Source organism: Cellulosimicrobium sp. GQ32 (assembly GCF_059758455.1).
In genome coordinates, this window is sequence record NZ_JCAXEP010000007.1 from 104445 (window position 1) to 130404 (window position 25960).

Sequence of the window (25960 nt, forward strand, 5' to 3'; positions counted from 1 at the left end):
GCTGTGGGCAGACCCACTGCCCGGGGAGGCGGACGCGGCACCGGTCTGCCCGCGCACCGGCGATAGGGTGACGGGCGTGAGCGACCAGAGCATCCCCGCGCCCGATCCCGCCCCGACCGCCCCCGGCAACGAGCCGGGTAGCCCGCTGCGGGTCGCCGTCCTGGGTGCCGCCGGGCGCATGGGCGCGACCGTCTGCGCCGCGGTCGAGGGCGCGCCGGACCTCGAGCTCGTCGCCCGCCTCGACGCGGGCGACGAGGTCGCCGCCTCGACGCTCGGCGGCGCGGACGTCGCCGTCGACTTCACCGTCCCGTCGGCGACCGAAGCCAACGTCCACGCGCTGATCGACGCGGGCGTGCACGCCGTCGTCGGGACCACGGGCTGGACGGAGGAGAGCCGCGGGCGCGTCGTCGCGCACCTCGGTCGCGCCGCCGCCGCAGGCGCGCCCGGGCTGGGCGTGCTCATCGCACCCAACTTCGGTCTGTCCGCCGTCCTCGCGATGACGTTCGCCGCCAAGGCCGCGCGGTACTTCGAGTCGGCCGAGGTGATCGAGCTGCACCACCCGGACAAGGTCGACGCGCCGTCCGGCACGGCGCGACACACTGCCGCGGCGATCGCCGCGGCGCGCGCCGACGCGGGCGTCGCGCCGAGCCCCGACGCGACGGAGACGGGCTGGGAGGCGCGCGGCGCCGACGTCGACGGCGTGCGCGTGCACGCGGTGCGCCTGCGCGGCCTCGTCGCGCACGAGGAGATCCTGTTCGGCAACACGGGTGAGCAGCTCGTCATCCGGCAGGACTCGTTCGACCGCGTCTCCTTCATGCCGGGCGTCCTGCTCGCCGTCCGCGAGGTCGTCGGCCGGCCGGGCCTGACCGTCGGGCTCGAGAACGTGCTGGACCTGGCGTGAGCGCGCCCGACGGTCCGGTCGGTCCTGACGCCGACGGCGGCAGCGACGACGGCCGTCCGGAGGGGACGACCGGGCGGTCGCGCGCCGCCCGGCCGTGGAAGGCGATCGTCGGCGCGGTGCTCGTGACGCTCCTGCTCGCGCTCTACGTGTGGCAGGTGGCGGGGCGTGCCGCCGCGCTCCTCGGCACGGGCGAGCCGGTCGCGATGGTGATCGGCGCGGGCGTGCTCGTCCTGCCCCTGCTCGTGGTGGGGCTGGTCGGGCGCGAGTTCCTGCTCGCCGGCACCGTGCAGCGCATGGCGGACGACCTCGCCGCCCAGGGTCGGCTGCCGGTCGACGACCTGCCGCGCTCGCCCGGCGGGCGCATCGACCGGGACGCCGCCGACGCGGCGTTCGGTCCCTACCGCGACGCTGTCGACGCCGACCCGCAGAGCTGGGAGGCCTGGTACCACCTCGCGTTCGCCTACGACGCGGCGCGCGACCGCCGTCGGGCGCGCGAGGCGTTGCGCAAGGCTGCGGCGCTCTACCGTGCCCGTCGGTGACGGGGGCGGTCCACCACGCCCGAGGTAGCGCGCTTCATGGGCGACCTCACACCTGGTGGAACGCGTCGGCGGCTCAGAGGCTGGTCCAGCAGTAGAGCCGGTGGCCCGCGTCGTCCGCCCGGACGCACAGCGTCGCGAGCCGGCGCAGGGCACCGGCCAGGTCGGCGGGGTCGGAGCCTTCCAGCTCCTCGGTGGCGGCCCAGCGCACGGCGACGGCGTCGAGATCGGTCGGTGTGGCCGCGGCGAGCGCCGTGACGAGCTCCGCGGTGACCGCGACGACCCACGGGCCCTCGTCTCCCGCGCTCGCGACGAGCTCCCCGTGCCGGGGGTCGCTCTTCGCCTCGGCGTACGGGCGGTCCGTGAGGAGGCCCGCGAGCGTGCCCAGCACGACGAACGGGTCGATGCCCTTGAGCTCGACCGTGGGGAACACCGGCTGGTTCGTCAGGGGGTCTGGGCTGCTCGGGCCCTGACGCGCCGCGCGCCCGGCCTGTGCGTCGTCGGGTGCGGAGAAGTAGTCGGTGAGGATGCCCATGGCGGTCGATCCTCGCAGGTCAGGCGCGCGAACGGGTCACGGCGGTGTCACGGCTGCGCGACGAACGGTCGCGCGATCCCTCAGATCTCGGCCGTCCAGCGCCGCTCGACGACGTCGCGCACCCCGGTAGCGAGCGTGCGGGTGCGCCCGTCGGGCCCGAGCCCGGCCCCGGCGAGGAAGGTCTCGCGCGCCGTGTCTCCGTCGAGCACCCAGGTGACGACCTCCTCCGCGCCGTCGCGGCGCAGCCGGTCGACCGCGGCGGAGAGCAGACGCGACCCGTGCCCGCCGCGCTGGTGCCGCGGCTCCACCTCGAGCGCGAGGACCTGCCCGGGCGCCACGGCGGCGAACCCGACGACGTCGGCGCCGACGCACGCGACGAGCACGCCGAAGCCCGGCCCCGGAGGGGAGGAGATGGCAGCGGCCCACTGCTCGCGCATCCGCACGGTGTCGAGCGCGTCGAGCACGTCCTCGCCGAGGACCGCCTCGTGCGACGAGCGCCACGCGCCCACCTGGATCGCGGTCATCGCGACGTCGTCGCCGGGCACGGCAGGGCGGACGGAGACGTCGGCGGTCTCGCGGAAGAGGCTCACGGGTTCACCCTACGAGACGTGGGCCACACCTCGGGCCGGAGGTCAGCCCCAGCCGAGGGCCCGCAGGCCGGCGGCGGTGGCCGCAGCCAGGACCACGACGACGATGAACGGCGCGCGCAGCGCGAGCGCGACCGCCGCGACGCCGAGCGCAGGCAGGCGCGCGTCGACGACGAGCGCCTGCCCGTCGCCGACCGTCTGCACCGCGACGAGCGCGGCGAGGAGCGCGGCGGTCACGAGCGCCGCCGTGCGCGCGACGCGTTCGTCGGCGAGCCAGTGCTCGGGCACGAGGTGACCGGCGAGCTTGAGCGCGAAGCACACGGCGGACGCGACCAGCACGACGACCCAGACGGACGCTGGCGTCATGACGACTCCTTCCCGGGGCGCCCGTCGACGGGCGGTGCCGACGACCCGCCCGACGGGTCACGACGGCGCCGCGTGTCCACCTGCCCGATGACGATCGCGACGGCGGCCGCGGCGAGCACCGGCACACCGCCCGGCGCGACCGGGATCAGCAGGACCGCGACGAGGACGGCCGCCGCCGCGGTGAGCTGCATCGCCCGCGCCGCCAGACGGGGCCACAGGAGGGCGAGGAACGCGGCCGCCGCGGCGGCGTCGAGCCCCCACGCGCGCGGGTCGCCGAGCGCGTCCCCGGCGAGCGCCCCGACGAGAGTCATGGCGTTCCACAGCACGAAGATGCCGACGCCCGTCCACCAGAACCCCGCCCGGACGGCGCGGCGCGAGCGCTGGGCCGTCGCGACCGCCGTCGACTCGTCGATCGTGAACTGCGCCGCGACGACCTTGTGCCACGACCGCAGGGCGAGCAGCGGGCCGAGCTGGGCTCCGTACAGGGCGTTGCGGACCCCGAGGAACCCCGCGGTGGCGACGGCGGCGGTCGGCGCGCCGCCCGCACCGACCACGCCGATGAGCGCGAACTGCGAGCCGCCCGAGAACATGAGCAGGCTCAGTGCCATGGTCTGCGCGACGTCGAGCCCCGCGACCACCGACAGCGCCCCGAACGAGATCCCGTACAGCCCCGTCGCGACGGAAACCGACACGGCTTGGCGCACCGCGACGCGGACCTCGTCCTCGACGGCATGCTCGACGGCGACGGTCACCTCGGCGTCGAGCGTCGCCGGGGCGTCGGGCTCGGCGTCGGGGCGCGCGACGTCGTCGGGCCGGCTCATGCGTGCGGGTCGGCCGGGCCCTCGCCCGCCGCGGCGGCGTTGGCCGCGCGCTGGTGCGCGGTGAGGGACATGCGGTCGATGAGGGCGAGCGCGAGCGCCGAGACAACGAACGCGAGGTGGATGAGCGTCTGCCACATGAGCTGTGTCGGGGTGTACCGCGCGCTGTCGATGAACGTCCGCAGCAGGTGGATGGAGGAGATCCCGATGATCGACATCGCGAGCTTGGTCTTGAGCACGTTCGCGTTGACGTGGCTCAGCCACTCGGGCTGGTCCGGGTGGCCGTCGAGCCGGATGCGCGACACGAACGTCTCGTAGCCGCCGACGATGACCATGATGAGGAGGTTGGAGATCATGACGACGTCGACGAGGCCGAGCACGGCGAGCATGATCTCCTCGGCGCCGAAGTCCACGACCTCGTGCGTCGAGTGGTCCATCGCCCGGCCGGTGAAGCCGCCGACGATGAGGAGCCACAGCTCCTTGAGGAACTGCCAGACGTAGACGACCTGGGCCACGATGAGGCCGAAGTAGAGAGGTGCCTGGAGCCAGCGGGACGCGAAGATCATGTACCCGACGGTCGTGACGCGGGCGCTGGGCGAGGGGACGTTCGGGCTGATGGTCGACGCGGGCGACGAGGTCACGGGCGTGGGCTCTCCGGGAGTCGGTGGCAGGGGAGCGTCAGGCTACCAACGCCGGGTGACGGCCCGACGACGCCGGTCACGCCCGCAGCAGCGCGAGCGACGGGCGTCAGAGTGCGACGTAGACCGTCTCGAGGTACTCCTCGAGGCCCGCCTCGCCGCCCTCGCGGCCGAGGCCGGACTGCTTGACGCCCCCGAACGGCGCGCTCGCGTCGGACACCATGCCGCGGTTGATGCCGATCATCCCCGCCTCGACCTCCTCGGACACGCGCACGGCGCGGTCGAGCGAGGACGTGTACGCGTAGGCGGCCAGCCCGTACTCGGTGGCGTTCGCGAGCGCGAGGCCCTCGTCGTCGTCGCCGAACGCGACCACGGGCGCCACGGGACCGAAGATCTCCTCGGTGACGACGCGCGCGTCGGGGTCGACGCCCGACAGGACGGTGGGGGAGTAGAAGTAGCCGGGGGAGCGGGGCCGCTCCGCGCCGGTGAGCACCTGGGCCCCGCCGTCGGCCGCGGCCTCGACGAGCTCGGCGACCTTGTCGACGGCCTTCGCCTCGATGAGCGGGCCGACCTGCGTCCCGTCCTGCGCGCCCGGGCCGACGCGCAGGTCGTCGAACGCGGTGGCGAGGCGCTGGGCGAACTCGCGCGCGACGGCGTCGTGCACGAGGAAGCGGTTCGCGGCGACGCAGGACTGGCCCGCGTTGCGGAGCTTCGCGACGAGCGCGCCCTCGACCGCGGCGTCGAGGTCGGCGTCCGCGAAGACGAGGAACGGCGCGTTGCCGCCGAGCTCCATCGAGGTGCGCAGCACCTGGGACGCCGCCTTCTCGAGCAGCGTGCGGCCGACGGTCGTCGAGCCCGTGAACGACAGCTTGCGCAGGCGCTCGTCGGCGAGGAGCGGCTCGGTGACGTCCGCGGCGCGCGAGGACGGGACGACGTTGACGACGCCGGTGGGCAGCCCGCGGTCGGCGAGCTCGGACCGGATGACCTCGGCCACGAGCGCCGTCGTCAGCGGTGTGAGCCGTGCCGGCTTGATCACGACGGTGCAACCGGCCGCGAGCGCCGGGCCGATCTTGCGCGTCGCCATCGCGATGGGGAAGTTCCACGGCGTGACGAGCAGCGCCGGGCCCACGGGCCGGCGGAAGACGAGCTGCCGGTTGCCCCCGGCCGGGGCCGTGCGGGCGAGGCCCTCGGCCCGCACCGCCTGCTCGGCGTACCAGCGCAGGAAGTCGGCGCCGTAGAGCACCTCGGCGCGCGCCTCCGCGAGCGGCTTGCCGCACTCGGCGGTGATGAGCGCGGCGACGTCGTCGGCCCGCGCGACCACCCGGTCGTAGACGGCACGCAGGACCTCGCCCCGCTCGCGTGGGGGCGTCGCGCGCCACGCGGGCGCGGCCCGGTGCGCGGCGTCGAGGGCGCGCAGCGCGTCGGCGGGGCTCGCGTCCGCGACGTCGAAGAGGGACTCCTCCGTCGCCGGGTCCTCGACCTCGAACGTCCGTCCGCCCTCGGCCGCTCCCCAGTGGCCGTCGACGAGCAGCCCCGTGGGCACGTGCGCGACGAGCGCGGGGGAGAGGTTCGACGTCGAGGCGGGGCGGGACATGCTCCGAGTATCGCCCTCGGGGTCGCGGGGCCGCACCCGGGCGGCGGTCGCGGGGCGGCCCCGCGCCCGGACGGGCGCGGTACGGGGACCCGCCGCACGGTAGTTTGTGCACATGGTCCTTCCTGCCACCCCCGCGCGCCCGTTCGGTGCCGTCCTCACGGCCATGGTCACCCCGATGACGCCCGACGGCGCCGTCGACCTCGCGGCGGCGGCCCGGCTCGCGAAGCGCCTGGTGGACGACGGGAACGACGGCCTCGTGCTGAGCGGGACCACGGGCGAGTCGCCCACGACCCACGCCCCCGAGAAGCAGGACCTCGTGCGCGCCGTCGTCGAGGCGGTCGGGGACCGCGCGGCCGTCCTCGCCGGCGCGGGGTCCAACGACACGGACCACGCGCTGCGCATGGCCGAGCAGGCCGCCGAGGCCGGGGCGGACGGGCTCCTCGTCGTCACCCCGTACTACTCGCGCCCCAGCCAGGAAGGTGTCTACCGCCACGTCGCCGCGATCGCCGACGCGGCCGACCTCCCCGTCATGCTGTACGACGTCCCCGGCCGCACCGGCGTGCGCGTCGCGCCCGACACCTACGCGCGCCTCGCGGCGCACGAGCGGGTCGTGGCGAGCAAGGACGCGACGGGCGACGTCTACGCCGCCGCGAAGCTCGCCGCCTCGACGGGCCTCGCCTTCTACAGCGGCGACGACGGGCTGCTGCTCCCGTTCCTCGCGCACGGCGCCGCGGGTATCGTCTCCGTGTCGGCGCACGCCGTCGCGCCGCAGTTCGCGGAGGTCGTGCGCCGCTTCGACGCCGGCGACCCGGCGGGCGCGCTCGAGGTCTTCCTCACCACGACGCCCGTCATCGACGCGCTCAACGGTGCCGGCTTCCAGGCCGTCATGGCCAAGGCCGCCGTCGAGCTGCTCGGCCTCACCGACAACCGTTTCCTGCGCCTGCCGAACGTCGCGGCGACCGAGGACGACGTCGCGCTCGTGCGCGACGCCCTCGCCGCCGCGGGCGTGCTCGCGGGCGCGACCACCGCGGCAGGCGCTGCCGCACCCACGAACTAGCGAGGGCAGGAGCCCTCGAAACCCCCGGCTCAGCCACGACAGGAGGCCCCGTGAGCCATCCCCACCCCGAACTCTCCCTGCCTCCCGAGCTCCCCGCCGGAGGGCTGCGCATCGTCGCCCTCGGCGGTCTCGGTGAGGTCGGCCGCAACATGGCCGTCCTCGAGTACGACGGGCGCCTGCTCGTCATCGACTGCGGCGTCCTCTTCCCCGAGGACAACCAGCCCGGCGTCGACCTCATCCTCCCGGACTTCGACTACATCGCGCACCGTCTGGACGACATCGAGGCGATCGTCCTCACGCACGGCCACGAGGACCACATCGGCGCCGTCCCGTACCTGCTGCGCCTGCGCCGCGACATCCCGCTCGTCGGGTCGCAGCTCACGCTCGCGTTCGTCGAGGCGAAGCTCAAGGAGCACCGCATCTCGCCCGTGACCCTCGCGGTCAAGGAGGGGCAGGTCGAGCAGCTCGGCGTGTTCCGTTGCGAGTTCGTCGCGGTCAACCACTCGATCCCCGACGCGCTCGCGGTCGCCGTGACGACCGGCGCCGGGACCGTGCTGCACACGGGCGACTTCAAGATGGACCAGCTCCCGCTCGACGGGCGCATCACGGACCTGCGGGCGTTCGCGCGGCTCGGCGAGCAGGGCGTCGACCTGTTCATGGTCGACTCGACCAACGCCGAGGTCCCCGGGTTCGTCACGCCCGAGGTCGAGATCGGCCCGGTGCTCGACAACGTCTTCGCCGCGTCGGAGAAGCGCATCATCGTCGCGTCGTTCTCCTCGCACGTGCACCGCGTGCAGCAGGTCCTCAACGCCGCGCACCACCACGGGCGCCGCGTCGCGCTCGTCGGACGCTCGATGGTCCGCAACATGACCATCGCGGCAGAGCTCGGGTACCTCCACGTGCCCGAGGGCGTGCTCATCGACCTCAAGAAGGTCGACTCCCTGCGCGACGACGAGATCGTGCTCATGTGCACCGGCTCCCAGGGCGAGCCCATGGCGGCGCTGTCGCGCATGGCCAACGGCGACCACAAGGTCCAGGTCGGCCACGGCGACACGGTGATCCTCGCGTCGTCGCTCATCCCGGGCAACGAGAACGCCGTCTTCCGCATCATCAACGGGCTCACGCGCCTCGGCGCGAGGGTCGTGCACGGCGGCAACGCCAAGGTGCACGTGTCCGGGCACGCGAGCGCGGGCGAGCTCCTCTACTGCTACAACGTGCTCAAGCCCAAGAACGTCATGCCGGTGCACGGCGAGGTCCGCCACCTCGTCGCCAACGGGGCGCTCGCGGTCCGCACGGGCGTGCCCGCCGACCGGGTCGTGCTCGCCGAGGACGGCGTCGTCGTCGACCTCGTCGACGGCAAGGCGTCCGTGGTCGGCGCGGTCCCGTGCGGGTACGTGTACGTCGACGGGTCGAGCGTCGGCGAGATCACCGACGCCGAGCTGAAGGACCGGCGCATCCTCGGCGAGGAGGGCTTCGTGTCCGTCTTCGCCGTCGTGGACTCCGCGACCGGCAAGGTGCTCGCCGGCCCGCAGATCCTCGCGCGCGGGTTCGCCGAGGACGACAAGGTGTTCCAGGACATCCAGCCCGAGGTCGTCAAGGCGCTCGAGGACGCGATCGCGGGCGGAGCGACCGACACGCACCAGCTCCAGCAGGTCATGCGCCGCGTCATCGGGCGGTGGGTCTCCAACCGCCTGCGGCGCCGCCCGATGATCGTCCCGGTGGTCGTCGAGGCCTGACCGACGACGTCGGCGCCGGCGGACCCCTCAGGGGGATGCGCCAGTTCGAGAAGCGAGAAGTGGCCCCTGCCGTCGGTCTGGCGGGGGCCACTTCTCACGTCTCGGGATGGGCCCGCGCGACCGGGCCGGCGGCCGTCACGTCCCGGTGCGCCGGACCAGCCCGGGGCCGACGGCGCCGAGCGTCGCGCCGTAGCGTGCGGTGCGCTCCGCGTCGTCGCCGGGGACGAGGCCGGCGAGCTCGAGCGAGACGAGGCCGTGCACAAGGCCCCACAGCCCGAGGGCGACGTCGTCGGCGGTCGTCGCGTCCGGCACGAGCCGTGCGACCGCGTCGCGCAGCACGAGGAACGTCGGCTCCTCGACGGCACGCGGACGGTCCGCGGCGGGCCGGACCCCGCGCGCGAACATCACGGCGTAGAAGTGCGGGTCCGCGAGGGCGAACCCCCGGTAGGCGCCGCCGAGCGCGGCGAGGTCGGCACCCGGGTCGTCGGTCCGCCCGACGGCCGCCAGGTGGGCCGCGAACCGCCGGAAGCCCTCCTCCGACACGGCGGCCACGAGCTCGTCGCGGCTGCCGAAGAGCGCGTACACGGCCGACGGGCTCGTCCCCGCGGCCGTCGCCACCGAACGGACCGTCACGGCACCCTCGCCGTGCTCGGAGATGGCTCGGGACGCCACGTCGAGGAGGCGGTCGCGCAGGGCTTCGTCGTGCAGTCGAGGTCGTGCCACGCGACGAGTCTAGAGGGCTTGACACGGGTTTGCGAACGCTGTTCTATAACGGTGTTCGAAAACTCGCGGCGTGCCGTGCGCCGAGTGTCCCGCCAGCTCAGGAGGTCCCGTGCTCGAGCTCACCGACGCCGCCCGCATCACCGCGGGCATCGTCCTCCTCACGGTCGTCGGCATCGAGTCCGGCGGCGCGTTCCTCGTCAAGGTCGTCACGCGCCGCGTGCCGGCGACGGGCTTCCAGACCTCCTTCTTCCGCGCCGGGCACGCGCACGCGGGCGTGCTCGTCGTCCTGGGGCTCGTGTGCCTGCTGCTCGCAGAGGCCACCTCGCTCGCGGGCTTCTGGCGGTGGCTCGCCGCCACCGGGGTGCTCGTCGCCGCCATCCTCCTGCCCGCTGGGTTCTTCCTCTCCGCCGCAGGCTCGGGGCGCGAGGCACCGAACCGGGCCGTCGTGCTGCTCCCGGCCGGCGGGGTGGTCCTCGCCGCGGGCGTCGTGACGCTCGCGGTCGGGCTCTTCCTCGGCTGACGACGGTGCGGCCCGGGCTCGGCCGGCGTCCCCGGAGGTCGGCCGCGGGGCCGTGGGTGGTCACCGCTACGGTTCCCGCATGACGAACGCCGAGGACTTCGCCCCGCTCGAACCCGTCCGCCTCGTGACCCAGGCCCAGGGGTGGAGCATCATCTACTCGCCCGGCGGCCCGGAGTGGCACCAGCACAGGAGCGCGCTCGAGCGGCACGGCATCGAGGGGTCCGGGTACGACTTCACCGGCGCGCTCCGTGCCACGCTGACCGATCGTGAGCCGAGCGTCCTGGACGCGGTCGGGTTCGACCCCGAGGGCGGCACGGTGAGCGTCTACGGGTCGGACCTCGGCGCCCTGCACGCCGCGGCACGGCACCTGCACCGCCTGGTCACCGACGCGCAGGAGCTCGACGCGGCGCTCGCCCGGTCCGTGGAGCTCGGGCTCGACGACTGAGCCGGGCGACCTGCGTCGGCCGCGCTCCGGGTCGCGGCCCGCACCGTGCGTGGACGGGGCCGGGCGGCTCAGCGCGAGCGCAACGCCTCGAGCTGCGCGTCGTGCCACTCGGCGACGTAGCCCGTGAGCCGACGGTCGTCGGGCACGGTCCCGCCGCGGAGTGCTGCGTCCAGTGCGTCGAGATAGGCGCGGTCGGCCGCGAACCGCGCGCAGACCGCGGCACGTCCGACGGCGGGGCTCCCGTGACCCGGGACGAGCACGTCCACGTCGCGCGCGGCGAGCTCGAGCGCGTCGAGCGCGCCGCGGTAGACCCCGATCGGGTCGCGGCTGTCGGTGTCGACGAGCGGTACCTCGACGTCGGAGAGCATGTCGCCCGCCACGAGCACGCACCCGTGCGGCGTGCGCACCACCAGCGCGGCATGGCCCGGCGCGTGAGCGTCGTGCTCGACGACGGTCACCGTCCTCGGGTCGGTCGGAGCGGCGTCGGGCCAGGGGAGCCGGCGTGCGCCGCGGGGGAGCGGGGTCAGCGTGCCCACGAGCGCGGGGTCGTGGCCGGGCGCGGCGGCCTCGGCCGACGCGAGCACCGCGGTCCGCCGTCGCCGCGTCGCGTCGGCCGTGCGCGCCGTCGCCCAGCGGGGCGCGTCGCCGAGCCCGGGGGACCACAGCACGTGGTCCCAGTGCGGGTGCGTCGCGAACCCGGCGGTCACGCGCCAGCCGCGCGCCCGGACCGCGGCGCCGAGCCCCTCGACCTCGGCGACCGTCACCGCCGGATCCACGACGAGCGCCTCGCCGTCCGGCGTGGTGACGACGGTCGACGTCGTCGTCCAGATCTCCGCCGTCGCGACCCAGACCCCCGGGACCGCCTCGACGAGATCGCGCGCTCGCGGTGCGGCCGCCGACCCGACCGCGGCGGCGGTGGCCCGGTCGGTCGGTGGTTCGCTCGGTCCGCCGCCCGGTGCGTCGCTCGGGACGTCGTTCCGCTGCTGCGTGGGCTCGTGCACGGGTCCTCCGGTCCTGGTGGCTCACGGGTCGTCGATCACGGGCATCGGTCGCGGGGTCGCCGTCCGTCCGGCAGCACTCCGGCGGGGACACGCGATGCCGGGTCCGCGTCCGTGTCGTCCCTCGCAGGTAGGTTAGGACCACTATGGCGACCCGCACGTCCCCGCAGGCACGTCGGACCGCGAGCAACCGCACGCCAGCGCCCCGTACCTCGGCGCGCGGCGGTTCGTCCTCGGCCCGCGGCACGTCGCGCGCCGGTGCAGGTCGCGGGCGGTCCACCTCCAGCGGCGCGCGCCGGCCCGCCCGGCGCCCGGCGGCGGGGCCGCCGTGGCCCGTCCGCGCGGTGCGGGCGGTCTGGCTCGGCGCCGCGCACGGCCTCGGGGCGCTCGTGCGCACCATCGGAAAGGGAGCAAGAGAGCTGGACCCGGCACACCGGCGCGACGGCGTCGCGTTCTTCCTCATCGCCCTCGCGGTCGTCGTCGCGGCCCGCGAGTGGTGGGGCATCCAGGGCACGTTCGGCCTGGTCGTCCACGCCGTCGTCGCGGGCACGTTCGGCCTCGCGGGCGTCGCGGTGCCCGTCCTGCTGCTCTGGCTCGCGGTGCGCATCATGCGCCACCCCGAGCGCGCGCAGGCGAACTCGCGCGTCGCGATCGGGCTCACGCTCATCGTCGTGTCGGTGTGCTCGCTCGTGCACATCTCCGAGGACCTCCCGGCGCCGCGCGACGGATTCGACGCCGTGCAGGACGCGGGCGGGATCGTCGGCTACCTCGCCGCGACGCCCGTGACCACCGGGCTCACGCCCTGGTTCGCCGTCCCCATCTTCCTGCTGCTCGGCTTCTTCGGGCTCCTCGTCGTCACCGCGACCCCCGTGCACCGGATCCCGAGCCGGCTGCGCGGCCTCTACGACGTGCTCACGGGCAACCACCGCGCGGACGGCGAGGAGCCGGACGCCGACGGGCTCGCGCTCGCGGAGGGTGTCTCGCGCCACGACGGTACGGACGTGCCGGCGGGCCGTCGCCCGCGCAAGCCCCGGAAGACCAAGGCGCAGCGCGCGGCGGAGGCCGCCGAGATCGAGAAGCCCGAGGGCGGGTTCTCGGGCGACGAGGCGTTCGAGACGGCGGCGTTCCTCGACTACGAGGACGACTCCCCTCGCGGCAGGGGCAAGAAGCGCCGCGGGGAGGACCCGGCGCCCGGCACCGCGCCGACCGAGGCGGTGCCCGCCGTCGGGCAGGGCACCGCGCAGGACACGGCGGCAGCCGCGATGGGCGCCGTCGCCCCCGCCCCCGGGGACGGCGTGGGCAGCGTGCCGCCGCCCCCGCCGAGCAGCCCCCTGCCGCGCGGCGTGCAGCCGATGCTCGAGGGCGACACGGTGTACCTCCTGCCCAACGAGGACTCCCTGGTCAAGGGCGCGCCGCACAAGGTGCGCTCCGCCGCGAACGACCGCGTCGTCGAGGCGCTGACCCAGACGTTCGAGCAGTTCGAGGTCGACGCGAAGGTCACCGGCTTCACGCGCGGACCGACGGTCACACGCTACGAGGTCGAGGTCGGTCCGAAGGTCAAGGTCGAGCGCATCACGTCGCTCTCGAACAACATCGCCTACGCGGTGGCGAGCGCGGACGTGCGCATCCTCGCGCCGATCCCCGGCAAGTCGGCGATCGGCATCGAGATCCCCAACACCGACCGCGAGACGGTCGTGCTGGGCGACGTGCTCCGCTCGTCGGCGGCGCGGCGGACCGAGCACCCCATGGTCATGGGCGTGGGCAAGGACGTCGAGGGCGGCTACGTCGTCGCGAACCTCGCGAAGATGCCGCACATCCTCGTCGCGGGCGCGACGGGCGCCGGCAAGTCGAGCTTCATCAACTCCATGATCACGTCGATCCTCATGCGCTCGACGCCCGAGCAGGTGCGCCTGGTGCTCGTGGACCCCAAGCGCGTCGAGCTGACGATCTACGAGGGCATCCCGCACCTCATCACGCCGATCATCACCAACCCGAAGAAGGCCGCCGAGGCCCTCGACTGGGTCGTGCGGGAGATGGACGCCCGGTACGACGACCTCGCCGCGTTCGGGTACAAGCACATCGACGACTTCAACGCAGCCGTGCGCTCGGGCAAGGTCAAGCCGCTGCCGGGCTCGGAGCGCAAGATCGCGCCGTACCCGTACCTGCTCGTGGTCGTCGACGAGCTCGCGGACCTCATGATGGTCGCCCCGCGCGACGTCGAGGCGTCGATCCAGCGCATCACGCAGCTCGCGCGCGCCGCGGGCATCCACCTCGTGCTCGCGACGCAGCGACCGTCGGTCGACGTCGTCACCGGCCTCATCAAGGCCAACGTGCCGTCGCGGCTCGCGTTCGCGACCTCCTCGCTCGCGGACTCGCGCGTCGTGCTCGACCAACCGGGCGCCGAGAAGCTCATCGGTCAGGGTGACGCGCTGTTCCTCCCGATGGGCGCCGCGAAGCCCATGCGCGTCCAGGGCGCGTGGGTCTCCGAGTCCGAGGTGCACTCGGTCGTCGAGCACGTGAAGGGGCAGCTCAAGCCGGTCTACCGCGAGGACGTCACGCAGACTGCCGCGAAGAAGCAGGTCGACGAGGACATCGGCGACGACCTCGACCTGCTCCTCCAGGCGACGGAGCTCGTCGTGACCTCCCAGTTCGGCTCGACGTCGATGCTCCAGCGCAAGCTGCGCGTCGGGTTCGCCAAGGCGGGTCGCCTCATGGACCTCCTCGAGTCGCGCGAGATCGTCGGCCCGTCCGAGGGATCCAAGGCGCGCGAGGTGCTCGTGACGCCGGAAGAGCTGCCGTCGGCGCTCGCGCTGATCCGTGGCGAGCCGGCGCAGGACGTCTTCGACGGCCAGGCGCCCGCGCCCGCTGCGGCGCCGGGTGGCGGCGCGGGGCACGACTACGGCGAGGGCACCGACGGGCACATGCCGCCGGTGGCGACGGACTACCACGACGGTGCCGACGTGGAGTCGGGCTGGCGCTGACCGGGTGCTGAGCGGGCCCCGAGCTGCCACCGGGCTCGCCCGGAGCCGGCACGGGCCGGACGGTCGCGGCGGTGGACGAGCGCGCGGGGCACCCCCGACGACCCCCTAGGCTGGTCACGTGGTCACTGCCGTCCCCTCGCCGTGGAACTCCGCGAACCTCGTCACCATGGCGAGGATCCTGCTCGTCCCGTTCTTCGCGTGGGCGCTCCTCGTCGACGGTGGGGAGTCCGTCACCTGGCGGCTCGTCGCGACGGGCATCTTCGTGCTGGCCGCGACGTCGGACCGGCTCGACGGCTACCTGGCGCGCAAGTACGACCTCGTCACGGACCTCGGCAAGCTCTTGGACCCGATCGCGGACAAGCTGCTCGTCGGCACCGCGCTCGTCCTGCTCGCGTGGCCGCTCGGCGAGCTGCCGTGGTGGGTCCCCGTGGTCGTCCTGGTGCGCGAGCTCGGCGTCACGCTCCTGCGGTTCGCGGTCCTCAAGTACGCCGTCATGCCCGCGTCGCGCGGAGGCAAGCTCAAGACGGTGCTCCAGACCGTCGCCATCACGCTCTTCCTCCTGCCCCTGTCGCACCTGCCGGCGTGGATCGGCGTCGTCGCCTGGGTCGTGCTCGCCGCGGCGATCCTCGTCACGGTCGTGACGGGGCTCGAGTACGCCTACCAGGGCTGGCGTCTGCGACGCGACGCGATCCGCACGGCCCGCCTCGCCGAGCGCGGCGCAGCTCCGGACGGTGCGTCGGCCTCGTGACCGGGGCGGCGCGCGAGCCCGAGGGGGCGATGGTCCCCGCCACGCGACCGGACGTCGTCGGCCTCCTCGCCACGCTCGAGGCGCGGGGGTGGACGCTCGCGACGGCCGAGTCGCTCACCGGGGGACTGCTCTCTGCGGCTATCGTCGACGTACCCGGGGCGTCGCGCGTGCTCCGGGGCGCGGTCGTCGCCTACGCGACGGACGTCAAGCAGTCCGTGCTCGGGGTCGACGGCGGCCTCCTCGCCGCCCACGGGGCCGTCCACCCGGACGTCGCGCGACAGATGGCGGAGCGGGTGCGGGAGGTGCTCGGTGCGGACGTCGGGGTCGCGACCACGGGCGTCGCGGGACCGGACCCGCAGGACGGCCAGCCACCGGGCACGGTGTTCGTCGCGGCGAGCAGTCCACGAGGGACGCGCGTGCAGCGGCTGCACCTCGCCGGCGAGCGCGCGGCCGTCCGCGCCGGGACGGTCGCTGCGGCGATCGACCTCGTCCGTACCGTGGTAGACGGGCCTGCCGACGACGGCGGGCCGGGTGAAATCGGCGGGTGATCCGCGACCGCCCGGGCCGGGCGACCGCCGACTCCGGTGCGGCGCGTGGAGAGGTCGTGAACGTGCCGCGGGGGGTTCGCCGGGCAGGCGGGCGCGGGAACAAGCCCCCACGTCGGGACGTTGCACAGCACGTGATCGCCAACAGGACCGTCAACCGACCGGTGGGCCGCACGGACAACGCGCCGACGGCCGGTCCGGCACGCCGGACCGGAGACGTGAGCGGACCGCGGGCGGGGTACGGTAGGACGACCCCGTCACGCGGGGCAGTGAACAGGAAGACCGGCACGAGCAGTTCGCGCACCCAGGTCGGGGCCTCACCGGCACCCGGGGGCGCACGGGACACGGAAGGGGGTCGCCAGATGATTGTTCTTCGACGAGAGATCGGGGACGTGCTGCGAGACGCTCGCCAGCGACAGGGGCGCACCCTGCGAGAGGTGTCCTCCGCCGCACGGGTCTCGCTGGGCTACCTCAGCGAGGTCGAGCGCGGTCAGAAGGAAGCGTCGTCAGAGCTCCTCGGCTCGATCTGCGAGGCGCTCGACATCCCGATGTCGTTGGTGCTGCGCGAGGTCAGCGACCGGGTCGCCGTCGCCGAGGGTCTGCTCATCCCGGACACGATCCCGGCCGACTTCGCGACCGCGGTGCTCGGACGGCAGAACCCCGAGGGCACGGCACGACGAGAGGACCTTCAGCCCGTCGGCTGACGGTCACGCCGGGGCCACCCGACGAGCGGGTGCCGGGCAGCGACGCCCGCACTCACCCGCTCGCGGGCGGCGCCTGGCACGAGGGACACCAGAAGACCGGACGGTCGTACGGCGGCTCGTTCGCCGTACCTTCGACGACAGGCGTGCCGCACACGTGGCACGCCTTTCGTGTGCGCCCGTGCACGTGGCGCACGACGCCGGCGCGCGGGTCGAACCCGTGCCGCACGGTGCGCTGCATGAGCGCGCGGGCCGTGAGGAGGAGTCCTTCCAGGTCCTCGACGTCGCGCACGGGCGTCCAGGGGTAGACACGTTCGGCGAAGAGCGACTCGGCCGTGTAGATCGTGCCGATCCCCGCGACGAGGTGCTGGTCGAGAAGAGCCTCCGCGACGGGGACACCGGTCGCGGCCCGCTCCGGCCGGTGCCGGGGGCCGCTCCCGCCCGTCGCGTCGTCGGCCCGCATGCGCGCCACTGCCTCGGGCAGGCCGGTCTCCGGGAAGTCGTCGCCGAGCACGTCGGGTCCGAGGGGACCGACGACCACCCGCTCGTCCGCGGTGCGCAGCACGTGCACCATGCCGATCCGGTTCCCGACCGCCGTCCACCACTCGTTCGCGAGCACCACGCGTACGTTCGGCTCCGTGCCGCGCGCATCGCGCGCACCCGTGCGCGCGATGCGCCACGACCCCTCCATGCGCAGGTGGGTGTGCAGCGACCGGCCGTCGTCGAGGCGCGTGAAGAGGTGCTTGCCGTACGGGACGTTCTCGACGACGGTCCGGCCGGTCAGGTCGACCTCGGCGGCGCTCGGCCAGCGCAGCTCCGCGCGCACGAGGACGCGCCCGGCGAGTGCCTCGTCGAGCCGCGCGGACACGAGGCGCAGGATGTCACCCTCGGGCACGGCCGCACCCCCAGGTGGTCGCGAGGGGGCGGCGGCGCGCGTGTCCCCCGCCGTCGGTCGCCACCTCAGGCCGCCCGCAGCCCGCGTGGCGTCGCGCGAAAGCCGGCGTCGAGGAGGGCACGTACCGCGTCGTCGGCGGGGGTGGCCGTCGTGCCCGCGCCGGCCAGCGCCTCGACGCCGTCCACCCGCTGCACGACGACCTTGCCCAGCCGACCCGCTCGCACGGCGCGGACGAGCTCGGCGCTCGCCTCCGCGAGCCGCGGGCCGTCGACGAACGACAGGACGGACCGGCCCCCGCGCTCGACGTACAGCGCGAGGTCGCCGTCGCTCAGCACGACGACGGCCCCGGCCTTGCGCCCGGGACGATGCCCGCGTGACGCGTCGGCACCGGTCGTCGCGCGGTCCGACGGCGCTGCACCGCCGCCGGCGTGCGACGCGACGGTCGTGGTGGTCGCGGCACCCGGCCCGACGGCGGACGGTCGCGCCGGCCACGGCAGCGCCGCGCCGTACGGGTTGGCGGGGTCGGTCGCGGCGAGGAGGACGGCGCCCGGGCGCGGACCGCCGCGCGCGGGCCGGTGGCCGCCGGGCCCCGGGTCACCGAGCCTCGGGTCGTCGAGCATCGGGTCGCCGGACGCCGGGGCGAGACCGTCACCGGGTGCTCGGCGCATCCCGCGGGCTGCGGCCGCCTCGAGCGCGCGCTCGCGGTCCTGCCCGTCGGTCCGGAGCTGGTCGACCGCGCCCGGGAGCGCGAACTGCGAGCCGCCGAGGTGCTCGACGAAGTACCCGCGCCGCGCGGCCCCGGTCGCCTCCAGCTCGCTGAGGACGCGGTACACCGCGCGGAAGGACCCTGCGACTCCCTCGGCGGGCGCGACGGCGCGCGTGAGCACGCCGTGCCGGTCGAGCAGGACGCGCGCGAGCGCGTGCGCCCGGCGGGTGGGGTCGGGCTCGCGCGCGGGCAGCGCCGACCAGCGGCCCGCACCCCCGCGCAGGGTCGTGTCGGGGGAGACCGGAGGGCGCAGCCCGGCGAACCGCCCGCGCCCGACCGGACGCGCGCGCGCCGGCGCGCGCGGGGCGCGGTGGGCGCCGCCCCCGGCACCGAGCCGGGCGCGCAACGAGCCGACCCCGTCGTTCGTCACGTGGCCCGACCACACGAGGTCCCACAACGCCTCGAGCGTCGGGCCGACGTCCGCGCCCGCCCGCTCTGCGAGGCGTGGGAGGAAGTACCCGCCCGATCCGTCGAGCAGGTCGAGGAGGGTCGCGTGCAGCCCGGCCTCGGGCGCCGGACCCGGGTCGGGGAGCGTGAGCGGTGCCCACTCCGCGAGGTGCAGGCTGACGAGCCCGTCGCCCCCACCGGACCCCGGGAGAGCCGCATGACCGCACCAGACGACCTCTCCGGTCGTCGTCAGCTCGTCGAGCATGGTCGGCGTGTAGTCGGTGACGCGGGACGGCAGGACGAGCGTCTCGAGGGCCGACGCGGGCACCGCCGCGCCCGAGAGCTGCTCGACGACGCGCAGCAGGCCGTCGGTCCCGCGCAGCGCCCCGAGCCCCTGCCACCGCGGCAGGAAGACGCCGAGGGTTTCTGCGGGGACCGGCTCGACCTCGGCGCGCAGCGCCGCGAGCGAGCGGCGCCGCAGCACGCGCAGCACCTCGGCGTCGCACCAGTCGTCGCCGGTGCCGCCGATCGACTCGGGCCGCAGGCGCCCCCGGACGACGAGCCGTGCCGCCTCGAGCCGTTCGAGCGTCTGCACGACGACGGCGACGCCCAGGCCGAGGCGTGCGGCGAGGTCGACGGCGGTGAACGGGCCGTGCGTACGCGCGTGGCGGCGCACGAGGTCGCCCAACGGGTCGGGGACGGGCTCGGTGAACACCTCGGGGATACCGACGGGCAGCGCGACACCTAGCGCGTCGCGCAGGCGCCCCGCGTCCTCGACGACGGCCCACTGCTGCGCCCGGTCGGCGTCCACGCCCGCGAGCCGGACGCGCATCACGCGGCGCGCGGCCTCGAGCTCGCGGAGCCAGCCGGCCGCGCCGTCGCGCACGTCCTCGCGCGCGCGGGCCGCGACCTCGGCGTCCGTGAGGGGTCCCAGCCGGCGCAGCACGTCCCACACGTCCTCGGCGTGCCGGGCCTGCCGCTCGGGCGCGAGCGCGCCGAGCTCGGCCTCGGTCCGCTCGATCTGCGCGGGGTCGAGCAGGTCGGCGAGCTGTGCCGCGACGCCGTCGCCGCCCAGCAGCTCCGCGAGCAGGGTCGGGTCGAGCGACAGCGCCGCCGCCCGCCGCTCCGCGAGCGGGGCGTCGCCGTCGTAGAGGAACTGCGCGGTGTAGCCGAACAGGAGCGACTGTGCGAACGGCGACGGCGTCGGGGTCGTGACCTCGACGAGGCGCACGCGCCCGGCGGCCAGGTCACGCATGAGGTCGGTGAGCGCGGCGACGTCGAAGTCGTCCTGGAGGCACTCGCGCGCCGCCTCGAGCACGATCGGGAACTCGGGGTACTCGGACGCCACGGACAGGAGCTGGGCCGAGCGCTGGCGCTGCTGCCACAGCGGCTGGCGGCGGTCCGGACGGCGCCGCGGGAGCAGGAGCGCGCGGGCCGCCGCCTCGCGGAACCGGGAGGCGAACATGACCGACCCGCCGAGCTCGTCGCGCACCGCGTCGAGCACGTCGTCCGGGTCGAGCAGCAGCTCCTCCACGCCGACGACGGGCGCGTCCCCGCCGAGCCCGCCCGAGCCGTCGGTCGCTCCCTCGAGCCACGAGTCCCCGGTGTCCGGGAGCCGCAGGACGATGCCGTCGTCGGCGTGCATCGCCGCGGCGTCGACCCCGTACCGCTCACGCAGCCGCGCGGCGAGCACGAGAGCCCACGGCGCGTGGACCTTGGCCCCGTACGGCGAGTGCACGACGACGCGCCAGTCGCCGAGCTCGTCGCGGAACCGCTCGACGACGACCGTCTTGTCGTCGGGCACGCGCCCGGTCGCGTCACGCTGCTCACGGAGGTACGCGAGGAGGTTGTCGCTCGCCCACGCGTCGAGCCCGGCGGCGCGGAGCCGGTCGGCAGCGGCGTCGTGGTCGTCGGCCGCGAGCGCGTCGGTCTCGCGCACCCAGGCGCCGAGCACCCGGCCGAGCTCGGCGGGCCGCCCGGGGGAGTCGCCCTTCCAGAAGGGCAGGCGTCCGGGGATGCCCGGCGCGGGGGTGACCAGCACGCGGTCCGGCGTGATGTCCTCGATGCGCCACGTGCTCGACCCGAGCGTGAACGTGTCGCCGACGCGCGACTCGTAGACCATCTCCTCGTCGAGCTCGCCGACGCGCTTGCCGCCGCGCGGGGCACGCCCGCCCGCCGTGTCCGGGTCGCCCGCCACACCTCCTGTCGCGGCGTCCGTGGCGAGGAAGACGCCGTACATCCCGCGGTCGGGGATCGTCCCGCCGCTCGTCGCCGCGAGCCGCAGCGCGCCCGGCCGCCCCGTGAGCCGGCCCGACGCGCGGTCCCACACGATGCGCGCGCGCAGCTCGCCGAAGTCCTCGCTCGGATACCGTCCCGCGAGCATGTCGAGCACCGCGTGCAGCGAGGCGTCGCCCAGGTGTGCGTAGGGCGCGCTGCGCCGTACCACGGTGGCGAGCTCCGCGACCGTCCACTCGTCGACCGCGACCATGGCCACGACCTGCTGCGCCAGCACGTCGAGCGGGTTCGCGAGCACGTGGAGCTCCTCGATGCCCCCGGTGCGCATGCGCTCGGCGACGACCGCGGAGGGCACGAGGTCGCCCCGGTGGGTGGGGAACACGACGCCGTGCGACACCGCGCCCACCTGGTGCCCGGCGCGCCCGATGCGCTGGAGCCCGGAGGCGACCGACGGTGGGGCGCCGACCTGCACGACGAGGTCGACCGCGCCCATGTCGATGCCGAGCTCGAGGCTCGACGTCGCGACGACCGCGGGCAGGCGGCCGTCCTTGAGCTCGGTCTCCGTGCGCGTGCGCTCGGCCCGGCTCATCGACCCGTGGTGCGCGCGGGCGATGACCGGCTCGACGCCGGAGCTCGCGCCCGACTGCGCCTGCACCTGGGCCGCGGTGATCGTCCCGGGGTCGAGCACGTCCTCGCCCTGGCGCTCCGCCCACACCTCGTTCATGCGTGCCGTGAGGCGCTCGGCGCCGCGGCGGGAGTTCGTGAACACGAGGGTCGAGCGGTGGTCGGCGACGAGGTCGACGACCCGCTCCTCGACGTGCGGCCACACCGACGGGCGCTGCGGCCGGACCTCCGGCGCCCCGGTCGGGCGGGACGTCGCGGGCCCGGAGAGGTCCCGCTCGCCCGGCGGCAGGGGCGGCAGCACGTCCCCGTCCGCCGTTCCGCGACCCGCGCCCCGCCCCCCGAGCGCTTCTTCGCCCGGGCGCGCTCCGGCGTCGGGCACCAGCGCGGCCGTGCCGAGGTCCGCGAGGTCGGGGACGGGCACCACGACGTCGACCTCGATGCGCTTGGTCGCCGGGGGCTGCACGACGACGACCTCGCGGCCCGCCTCCGCCTCCGGGCGGTGGCCGCCGAGGAACGTCGCCACCGCCTCGACGGGCCGGACGGTCGCCGAGAGCCCGATGCGCTGCGCGGGCGGGCGGTCCTGTGCCTCGAGGAAGGCGTCGAGACGTTCGAGCGACACCGCGAGGTGCGCGCCGCGCTTGGTGCCCGCGACGGCGTGGATCTCGTCGACGATCACGGTCTCGACGCCCGCGAGCCCCGCGCGCGCCTGCGAGGTCAGCACGAGGAACAGCGACTCGGGCGTGGTGATGAGGATGTCCGGCGGGTGCGTCGCCAGGCGGCGGCGCTCGCTCGTGGGCGTGTCGCCCGTGCGGGTGCCGACGACGACGTCCGGCACCTCGAGCCCGAGCCGCACCGCCGCCTGGCGGATGCCCGCGAGCGGGGAGCGGAGGTTGCGCTCGACGTCCGCGGCGAGCGCCTTGAGCGGCGAGACGTACACGACGCGGCAGCGCTGATCGCGCGCGACCTCGCCGGCCGCGGGCGCGCTCATGATCCGGTCGAGCGACCACAGGAACGCCGCGAGCGTCTTGCCCGACCCGGTCGGCGCCACGACGAGCGCGTGCCGGTCGCTCGACACCGCGTCCCACGCGCCCGCCTGCGCCGCGGTCGGGGCGTCGAACGCGCCGGAGAACCAGGCGCGCGTGGGCGCGGCGAAGCGCGCGAGCGGGTCGGTGGTCACCGGCCCATTCTCGCCGCGACCACCCACACGCGCCGCGCGACGGGAGACCGGCGGCCCGCCCGCGCGAGCGCTCGGCCGTGCGGACCGAGAGGGCGCGCGGCGTGGGAGGCTGGTGCCGTGCGCTACCGCGAGTTCTCCGAGCTGGTCGACGAGGTGTTCGGCGCGTCCCTGGGACGCGCCTACGTCCGCGAGCAGGTGCTGTCCGCGCTCGACGACCGGACGGCCGCCCAGGCGCTCGAGGACGGCGTCGAGCCGCGCGTCGTCTGGCACGCCCTGTGCGACGCGCTCGACGTGCCCGACGCGCGGCGCTGGGGCCACGACGACCACCGCCAGGCCCCGCCGCGCCGCTGAGCTCGCCGCGCCGGTCGGCGAGGACCGCCGAGGGGCGCGACGGGCCGCGGGCCACGATGATGGCGGCATGAGCGCTCCCGCCCGAGGCCGTGCCGCGGTCCGCGTGACCGCGGCCGACGTGCGCGGAGCCGTCTGGTCGCTCGTCTCGACGGCCGTCGGCCTCGGGCTCGCGATCTGGTTCGTCCCCGGGGTCGAGGTCACCAACCCGTGGTCGCTCGTCCTCGCGGCGCTCGCGGTCGGGCTCGGCGACGTGCTCGTGCGCCCCCTGCTCCGGCGTCTGGCGCACCGGTTCGGCGTGGTCGGCGCGCTGGTGTCCGGTGCGGTGGCACAGCTCGCGGTCGCGTGGGCGGCGCTCACGTACCTGCCGGGGTTCCGGAGCGGTTCGTGGGTCGACGTGCTCGTGGTGCTCGTGCTCGCGGCCGTCCTCATGGCGCTCGGGCGCTGGGTGGTCGGGGCGAGCGACAACGAGTACGTCCTCGGCGACCTGCTCCGGCGGGCGCGCCGGCAGGCCGGCGTGCCGCGACGCGGCCCGGGGAGCGCGGGTGCGACCGAGCGCCCGGCGGGACTGCTCGTCGTCCTGCTCGACGGCGTCGCGCGCCCCACGCTCGACTACGCGCTCCAGGCCGGGCTCGCCCCGACGCTCGCGCGCTGGCTGGGCAGCGGGAGCCACCACCTCACGACGTGGTGGGCGCGCGTGCCCGCGACGACGCCCGCCTCCACGATCGGGCTCCTGCACGGCTCGACGGAGCACGTGCCAGCGTTCCGCTGGTGGTCGCGCGACCTCGGCCGGCTCGTCGTGACCAACCGCCCCGCCGACGCGGCCGCGGTCGAGGCGCGCACGAGCGACGGTTCCGGACTCCTCGCGGGCGGGGGAGTCGCCGTCTCCACGATGTTCTCCGGCGACGCGGCGACGAGCCTGCTCGTCATGAGCCGGGCGCGCGAGGGGCTCGGGCCCGGGCAGATGTTCGTGCGCTTCTTCGCGAGCCCGTTCGTGCTCGTGCGTGCGGTCGTCGTCGCGCTGGGGGAGTTCTTCAAGGAGCTCTACCAGGGCTGGCAGCAGGCCGCGCGAGGCGTGGAGCCCCGGGTGTCGCGCCTCGGGTGGTACCCGGTGCTGCGGGCGGTCACGAACGTCGTGCTGCGCGACCTCAACACGACGCTCGTCGCGGAGCAGCTCGTGCGCGGTGCGCCGGTGGTGTGCGTCGACCTCGTCGACTACGACGAGATCGCCCACCACGCCGGGCCGCTGCGCCCCGAGTCGCTGCGCGCGCTGGAGGGCCTCGACCGGGTCGTCGGGCTCTGGGAGCAGGTCGCCGCCGTCGCGCCCCGCCGCTACGACGTCGTCGTGCTGTCCGACCACGGGCAGTCGCTCGGCTCCACGTTCGAGCAGGTCGACGGCCGGTCCTTCCTCGACGAGGTCCGGCGTCTCATGGCACCCGGGCCCGGTCCGCGCACCGGCGTGCGTCGCGGCGAGGAGGACGCCCGGGCCGAGGGACGCCGTCGGGCCACGTCGCCGGACAGCGAGTCGTGGGGCCCGGCGAACACCGCCCTCAACGCGCTGCGACGCGGGACGTCGGGCGAGGACGACGGTGCTCGTCCGGGCCACGGGCGCATGATGGTCGGTCCGGACCGGAGCGAGCGGCGCCCCGACGCCCAGGACGCCGCGCTGCCCGAGCTGCCGGAGGTCGCGGTCGTGGGGTCGGGCAACCTGGGCATGGTCTGGTTCCCTCGCGAGCCCCGCCGGCTCACGGGCGACGAGGTCCGCGAGCGGTGGCCGCGGCTGCTCCCGGGTCTCGTCGCGAACCCGGCCGTCGGCGTCGTCGTCGAGCGCGGTGCGGGCGGGGAGGTGCGGGCGCACGGCCGCGGCGGCTCGCGCGACCTGCGGACCGGGGAGGTCGTGGGGGACGACCCGCTCGCGGGCTACGGGTCACGCGCCGCGGCGGACCTGCTGCGCGTGGCAGGGCTGGAGGACGCGGGCGACCTCGTGCTCGTCTCGCGCGTGGACGAGGTCGGGATGGTGCACGCGTTCGAGGGACTGGTCGGGTCGCACGGCGGCCTCGGCGGGGCCCAGAACGAGGCCGTCCTGCTGCACCCCGCGCACCTCGGGCTGCCCGACGACGAGCTCGAGGACGTGGACGGCACGCCGATGCTCGTCGGCGCGGAGGCGGTGCACCGGCGCCTCGTGGCGTGGCTCGTCGACCTCGGCGTGCGGTCCGTCGCCCCGGCGGCGGACGGCGCGGGGCGGCGGGTGGGCGAGCCGTGAGCGTCCGCGTGACGTGGCTCGGCCACTCGAGCGTCGTCCTCGACGTGCGGTCCCGACGCGCGGGGGTGCCGGACGTACGCCTCGTCACCGACCCGCTCCTGCACAGGCACGCAGGGATGCTGCGGCGGCGCGGGGAGCGACCCGCCGCGGTGTGGCAGGACAGCGACGCCGTCCTGCTGTCCCACCTGCACCACGACCACGCGGAGCTGCGCTCGTTGCGCCTCCTCGGCGACGCGCCCGTGCTCACGGCCCCGGCGAACGCGCGCTGGCTGCGTACCAGGGGACTGCGCGGGGTCGGGCTCGACGACGCGTGGCACGCGGTCGGGGCCGACGCGGCGGGGGTCGAGGTGCGCCTCGTCGCGGCGGTGCACGGGCACCGCCCGATGCCGCACCGGCCCAATGCGGCGAACGGGCACCTCGTGCGCGCCGGCGGGGTGCGCGTGTGGGTGGTCGGGGACACCGAGCACTACCCGGACATGGTCCACCTGCCGGCGCTCGCGGGCGGTCCGGTGGACGTCGCGCTCGTGCCGGTCGGCGGGTGGGGACCCCGGCTCTCGGGCGGGCACCTCGGCCCTGTGCAGGCGGCGCGGGTGTGCGCCGAGGTGGGCGTGGGCGTCGCGATCCCGGTGCACTGGGGCACGCTCCACGCGCCGGGCGGGCGGCACCTCCCGCGCGGCTGGATGGACCACGCGGGCGCGGCGTTCGAGGCGGCCGCGCAGCGCGAGGCGCCCGCGACGCACGTCGTGGTCCTGCGCCCCGGGGAGTCGTGGTCGTCGTCCGACGACGTGTGAGCGGCGCGGTCGTGACACGCCGAGGGGCGCGTTCCAGGATCGAAC

At 75.5% G+C, this 25960-nt stretch carries 23 protein-coding genes; 13 read left to right on the forward strand and 10 right to left on the reverse strand.

What is annotated here, in order from left to right:
- Positions 1-145: 145 nt before the first annotated feature.
- Both dapB and AC6CH9_RS13080 read left to right on the forward strand, forming a co-directional pair.
- The gene (gene dapB / locus AC6CH9_RS13075; RefSeq protein WP_498155375.1) at positions 146-901 is read left to right on the forward strand and encodes a 4-hydroxy-tetrahydrodipicolinate reductase; all 756 of its coding nucleotides are present in this window, start codon (positions 146-148) and stop codon (positions 899-901) included.
- A gap of 104 nt (positions 902-1005) precedes the next feature.
- The gene (locus AC6CH9_RS13080; RefSeq protein WP_498155376.1) at positions 1006-1440 is read left to right on the forward strand and encodes a hypothetical protein; all 435 of its coding nucleotides are present in this window, start codon (positions 1006-1008) and stop codon (positions 1438-1440) included.
- 73 nt (positions 1441-1513) lie between these two features.
- On the opposite strand, the gene AC6CH9_RS13085 is transcribed toward AC6CH9_RS13080, so the two are convergent.
- From AC6CH9_RS13085 to AC6CH9_RS13110, 6 genes are all read right to left on the reverse strand, one after another.
- Positions 1514-1972 (reverse strand): hypothetical protein, encoded by a 459-nt coding sequence (locus tag AC6CH9_RS13085; protein WP_498155274.1) that lies wholly within the window; start codon positions 1970-1972, stop codon positions 1514-1516.
- Between the two features lie 80 nt (positions 1973-2052).
- On the reverse strand, positions 2053-2562 hold the full coding sequence (locus AC6CH9_RS13090) for a GNAT family N-acetyltransferase (protein WP_498155275.1): 510 nt from the start codon (positions 2560-2562) through the stop codon (positions 2053-2055).
- A 42-nt stretch (positions 2563-2604) separates the two neighbouring features.
- Positions 2605-2925, reverse strand: a complete 321-nt coding sequence (locus tag AC6CH9_RS13095; protein WP_237842392.1) for an AzlD domain-containing protein — start codon at positions 2923-2925, stop codon at positions 2605-2607.
- Entirely contained in the window at positions 2922-3746 is an 825-nt protein-coding gene (locus AC6CH9_RS13100) for an AzlC family ABC transporter permease (RefSeq protein WP_498155276.1), read from the reverse strand. Before AC6CH9_RS13100 ends, AC6CH9_RS13095 begins: the two co-directional genes overlap by 4 nt.
- The gene (locus AC6CH9_RS13105; protein ID WP_498155277.1) at positions 3743-4384 is read right to left on the reverse strand and encodes a TIGR00645 family protein; all 642 of its coding nucleotides are present in this window, start codon (positions 4382-4384) and stop codon (positions 3743-3745) included. The genes AC6CH9_RS13100 and AC6CH9_RS13105 overlap by 4 nt, the downstream gene beginning before the upstream one ends.
- 106 nt (positions 4385-4490) lie before the next feature.
- Positions 4491-5975: an NAD-dependent succinate-semialdehyde dehydrogenase gene (locus AC6CH9_RS13110; protein WP_498155278.1), complete on the reverse strand. Its 1485-nt coding sequence runs from the start codon at positions 5973-5975 to the stop codon at positions 4491-4493.
- A gap of 112 nt (positions 5976-6087) precedes the next feature.
- Between AC6CH9_RS13110 and dapA the strand changes: the two genes are divergently transcribed.
- Together dapA and AC6CH9_RS13120 are read left to right on the forward strand one after the other, a co-directional pair.
- Positions 6088-7032: a 4-hydroxy-tetrahydrodipicolinate synthase gene (gene dapA, locus AC6CH9_RS13115; protein ID WP_498155279.1), complete on the forward strand. Its 945-nt coding sequence runs from the start codon at positions 6088-6090 to the stop codon at positions 7030-7032.
- Between the two features lie 50 nt (positions 7033-7082).
- A complete protein-coding gene (locus AC6CH9_RS13120) occupies positions 7083-8768 on the forward strand; it encodes a ribonuclease J (RefSeq protein WP_498155280.1) in 1686 nt (561 codons plus the stop codon).
- Positions 8769-8903: 135 nt separating this feature from the next.
- Here the strand turns inward: AC6CH9_RS13120 and AC6CH9_RS13125 are convergent, their stop codons facing one another.
- Positions 8904-9491 carry a TetR/AcrR family transcriptional regulator gene (locus tag AC6CH9_RS13125; protein ID WP_498155281.1) on the reverse strand — a complete coding sequence of 196 codons (588 nt, stop codon included), beginning with the start codon at positions 9489-9491 and terminating at the stop codon, positions 8904-8906.
- Positions 9492-9600: 109 nt separating this feature from the next.
- On the opposite strand from AC6CH9_RS13125, the gene AC6CH9_RS13130 reads away from it, so the two are divergent.
- Positions 9601-10011 carry a hypothetical protein gene (locus tag AC6CH9_RS13130; RefSeq protein WP_498155282.1) on the forward strand — a complete coding sequence of 137 codons (411 nt, stop codon included), beginning with the start codon at positions 9601-9603 and terminating at the stop codon, positions 10009-10011.
- Between the two features lie 79 nt (positions 10012-10090).
- Positions 10091-10456, forward strand: coding sequence for an Imm51 family immunity protein (locus AC6CH9_RS13135; protein WP_498155283.1), 366 nt, complete (start codon positions 10091-10093; stop codon positions 10454-10456).
- A 68-nt stretch (positions 10457-10524) separates the two neighbouring features.
- On the opposite strand, the gene AC6CH9_RS13140 is transcribed toward AC6CH9_RS13135, so the two are convergent.
- A complete protein-coding gene (locus AC6CH9_RS13140) occupies positions 10525-11457 on the reverse strand; it encodes an MBL fold metallo-hydrolase (protein ID WP_498155284.1) in 933 nt (310 codons plus the stop codon).
- 143 nt (positions 11458-11600) lie between these two features.
- Here AC6CH9_RS13140 and AC6CH9_RS13145 point away from each other — a divergent pair, with 143 nt between their 5' ends.
- From AC6CH9_RS13145 to AC6CH9_RS13160, 4 genes are all read left to right on the forward strand, one after another.
- Positions 11601-14435: a DNA translocase FtsK 4TM domain-containing protein gene (locus AC6CH9_RS13145; RefSeq protein WP_498155285.1), complete on the forward strand. Its 2835-nt coding sequence runs from the start codon at positions 11601-11603 to the stop codon at positions 14433-14435.
- A 118-nt stretch (positions 14436-14553) separates the two neighbouring features.
- Complete coding sequence (pgsA, locus tag AC6CH9_RS13150) at positions 14554-15183, forward strand: CDP-diacylglycerol--glycerol-3-phosphate 3-phosphatidyltransferase (RefSeq protein ID WP_498155286.1); 630 nt, start codon at positions 14554-14556, stop codon at positions 15181-15183.
- Between the two features lie 29 nt (positions 15184-15212).
- Positions 15213-15731 carry a CinA family protein gene (locus AC6CH9_RS13155; protein WP_498155377.1) on the forward strand — a complete coding sequence of 173 codons (519 nt, stop codon included), beginning with the start codon at positions 15213-15215 and terminating at the stop codon, positions 15729-15731.
- Positions 15732-16090: 359 nt separating this feature from the next.
- Positions 16091-16432: a helix-turn-helix domain-containing protein gene (locus AC6CH9_RS13160; protein WP_047234712.1), complete on the forward strand. Its 342-nt coding sequence runs from the start codon at positions 16091-16093 to the stop codon at positions 16430-16432.
- A gap of 52 nt (positions 16433-16484) precedes the next feature.
- Here the strand turns inward: AC6CH9_RS13160 and AC6CH9_RS13165 are convergent, their stop codons facing one another.
- Together AC6CH9_RS13165 and AC6CH9_RS13170 are read right to left on the reverse strand one after the other, a co-directional pair.
- Complete coding sequence (locus AC6CH9_RS13165) at positions 16485-17324, reverse strand: DNA-formamidopyrimidine glycosylase family protein (protein ID WP_498155287.1); 840 nt, start codon at positions 17322-17324, stop codon at positions 16485-16487.
- A gap of 65 nt (positions 17325-17389) precedes the next feature.
- On the reverse strand, positions 17390-22513 hold the full coding sequence (locus tag AC6CH9_RS13170) for an Lhr family helicase (RefSeq protein ID WP_498155288.1): 5124 nt from the start codon (positions 22511-22513) through the stop codon (positions 17390-17392).
- A gap of 117 nt (positions 22514-22630) precedes the next feature.
- Here AC6CH9_RS13170 and AC6CH9_RS13175 point away from each other — a divergent pair, with 117 nt between their 5' ends.
- The 3 genes from AC6CH9_RS13175 to AC6CH9_RS13185 all read left to right on the forward strand — a co-directional run bounded on the left by AC6CH9_RS13175 (position 22631) and on the right by AC6CH9_RS13185 (position 25915).
- Positions 22631-22864: a DUF3046 domain-containing protein gene (locus AC6CH9_RS13175; RefSeq protein WP_087471778.1), complete on the forward strand. Its 234-nt coding sequence runs from the start codon at positions 22631-22633 to the stop codon at positions 22862-22864.
- Positions 22865-22931: 67 nt separating this feature from the next.
- Positions 22932-25124 (forward strand): alkaline phosphatase family protein, encoded by a 2193-nt coding sequence (locus tag AC6CH9_RS13180; RefSeq protein ID WP_498155289.1) that lies wholly within the window; start codon positions 22932-22934, stop codon positions 25122-25124.
- A complete protein-coding gene (locus AC6CH9_RS13185; RefSeq protein WP_498155290.1) occupies positions 25121-25915 on the forward strand; it encodes an MBL fold metallo-hydrolase in 795 nt (264 codons plus the stop codon). Before AC6CH9_RS13180 ends, AC6CH9_RS13185 begins: the two co-directional genes overlap by 4 nt.
- Positions 25916-25960 lie beyond the last annotated feature (45 nt).

Bases quoted from the DNA above. Each gene is read 5' to 3' on its own strand.
- AC6CH9_RS13085 (WP_498155274.1), bottom strand. From the start codon at position 1,972: ATGGGCATCCTCACCGACTACTTCTCCGCACCCGACGACGCACAGGCC.
- AC6CH9_RS13095 (WP_237842392.1), bottom strand. From the start codon at position 2,925: ATGACGCCAGCGTCCGTCTGGGTCGTCGTGCTGGTCGCGTCCGCCGTG.
- AC6CH9_RS13100 (WP_498155276.1), bottom strand. From the start codon at position 3,746: ATGAGCCGGCCCGACGACGTCGCGCGCCCCGACGCCGAGCCCGACGCC.
- AC6CH9_RS13110 (WP_498155278.1), bottom strand. From the start codon at position 5,975: ATGTCCCGCCCCGCCTCGACGTCGAACCTCTCCCCCGCGCTCGTCGCG.
- dapA (WP_498155279.1), top strand. From the start codon at position 6,088: ATGGTCCTTCCTGCCACCCCCGCGCGCCCGTTCGGTGCCGTCCTCACG.
- AC6CH9_RS13135 (WP_498155283.1), top strand. From the start codon at position 10,091: ATGACGAACGCCGAGGACTTCGCCCCGCTCGAACCCGTCCGCCTCGTG.
- AC6CH9_RS13145 (WP_498155285.1), top strand. From the start codon at position 11,601: ATGGCGACCCGCACGTCCCCGCAGGCACGTCGGACCGCGAGCAACCGC.
- AC6CH9_RS13155 (WP_498155377.1), top strand. From the start codon at position 15,213: ATGGTCCCCGCCACGCGACCGGACGTCGTCGGCCTCCTCGCCACGCTC.
- AC6CH9_RS13160 (WP_047234712.1), top strand. From the start codon at position 16,091: ATGATTGTTCTTCGACGAGAGATCGGGGACGTGCTGCGAGACGCTCGC.
- AC6CH9_RS13180 (WP_498155289.1), top strand. From the start codon at position 22,932: ATGAGCGCTCCCGCCCGAGGCCGTGCCGCGGTCCGCGTGACCGCGGCC.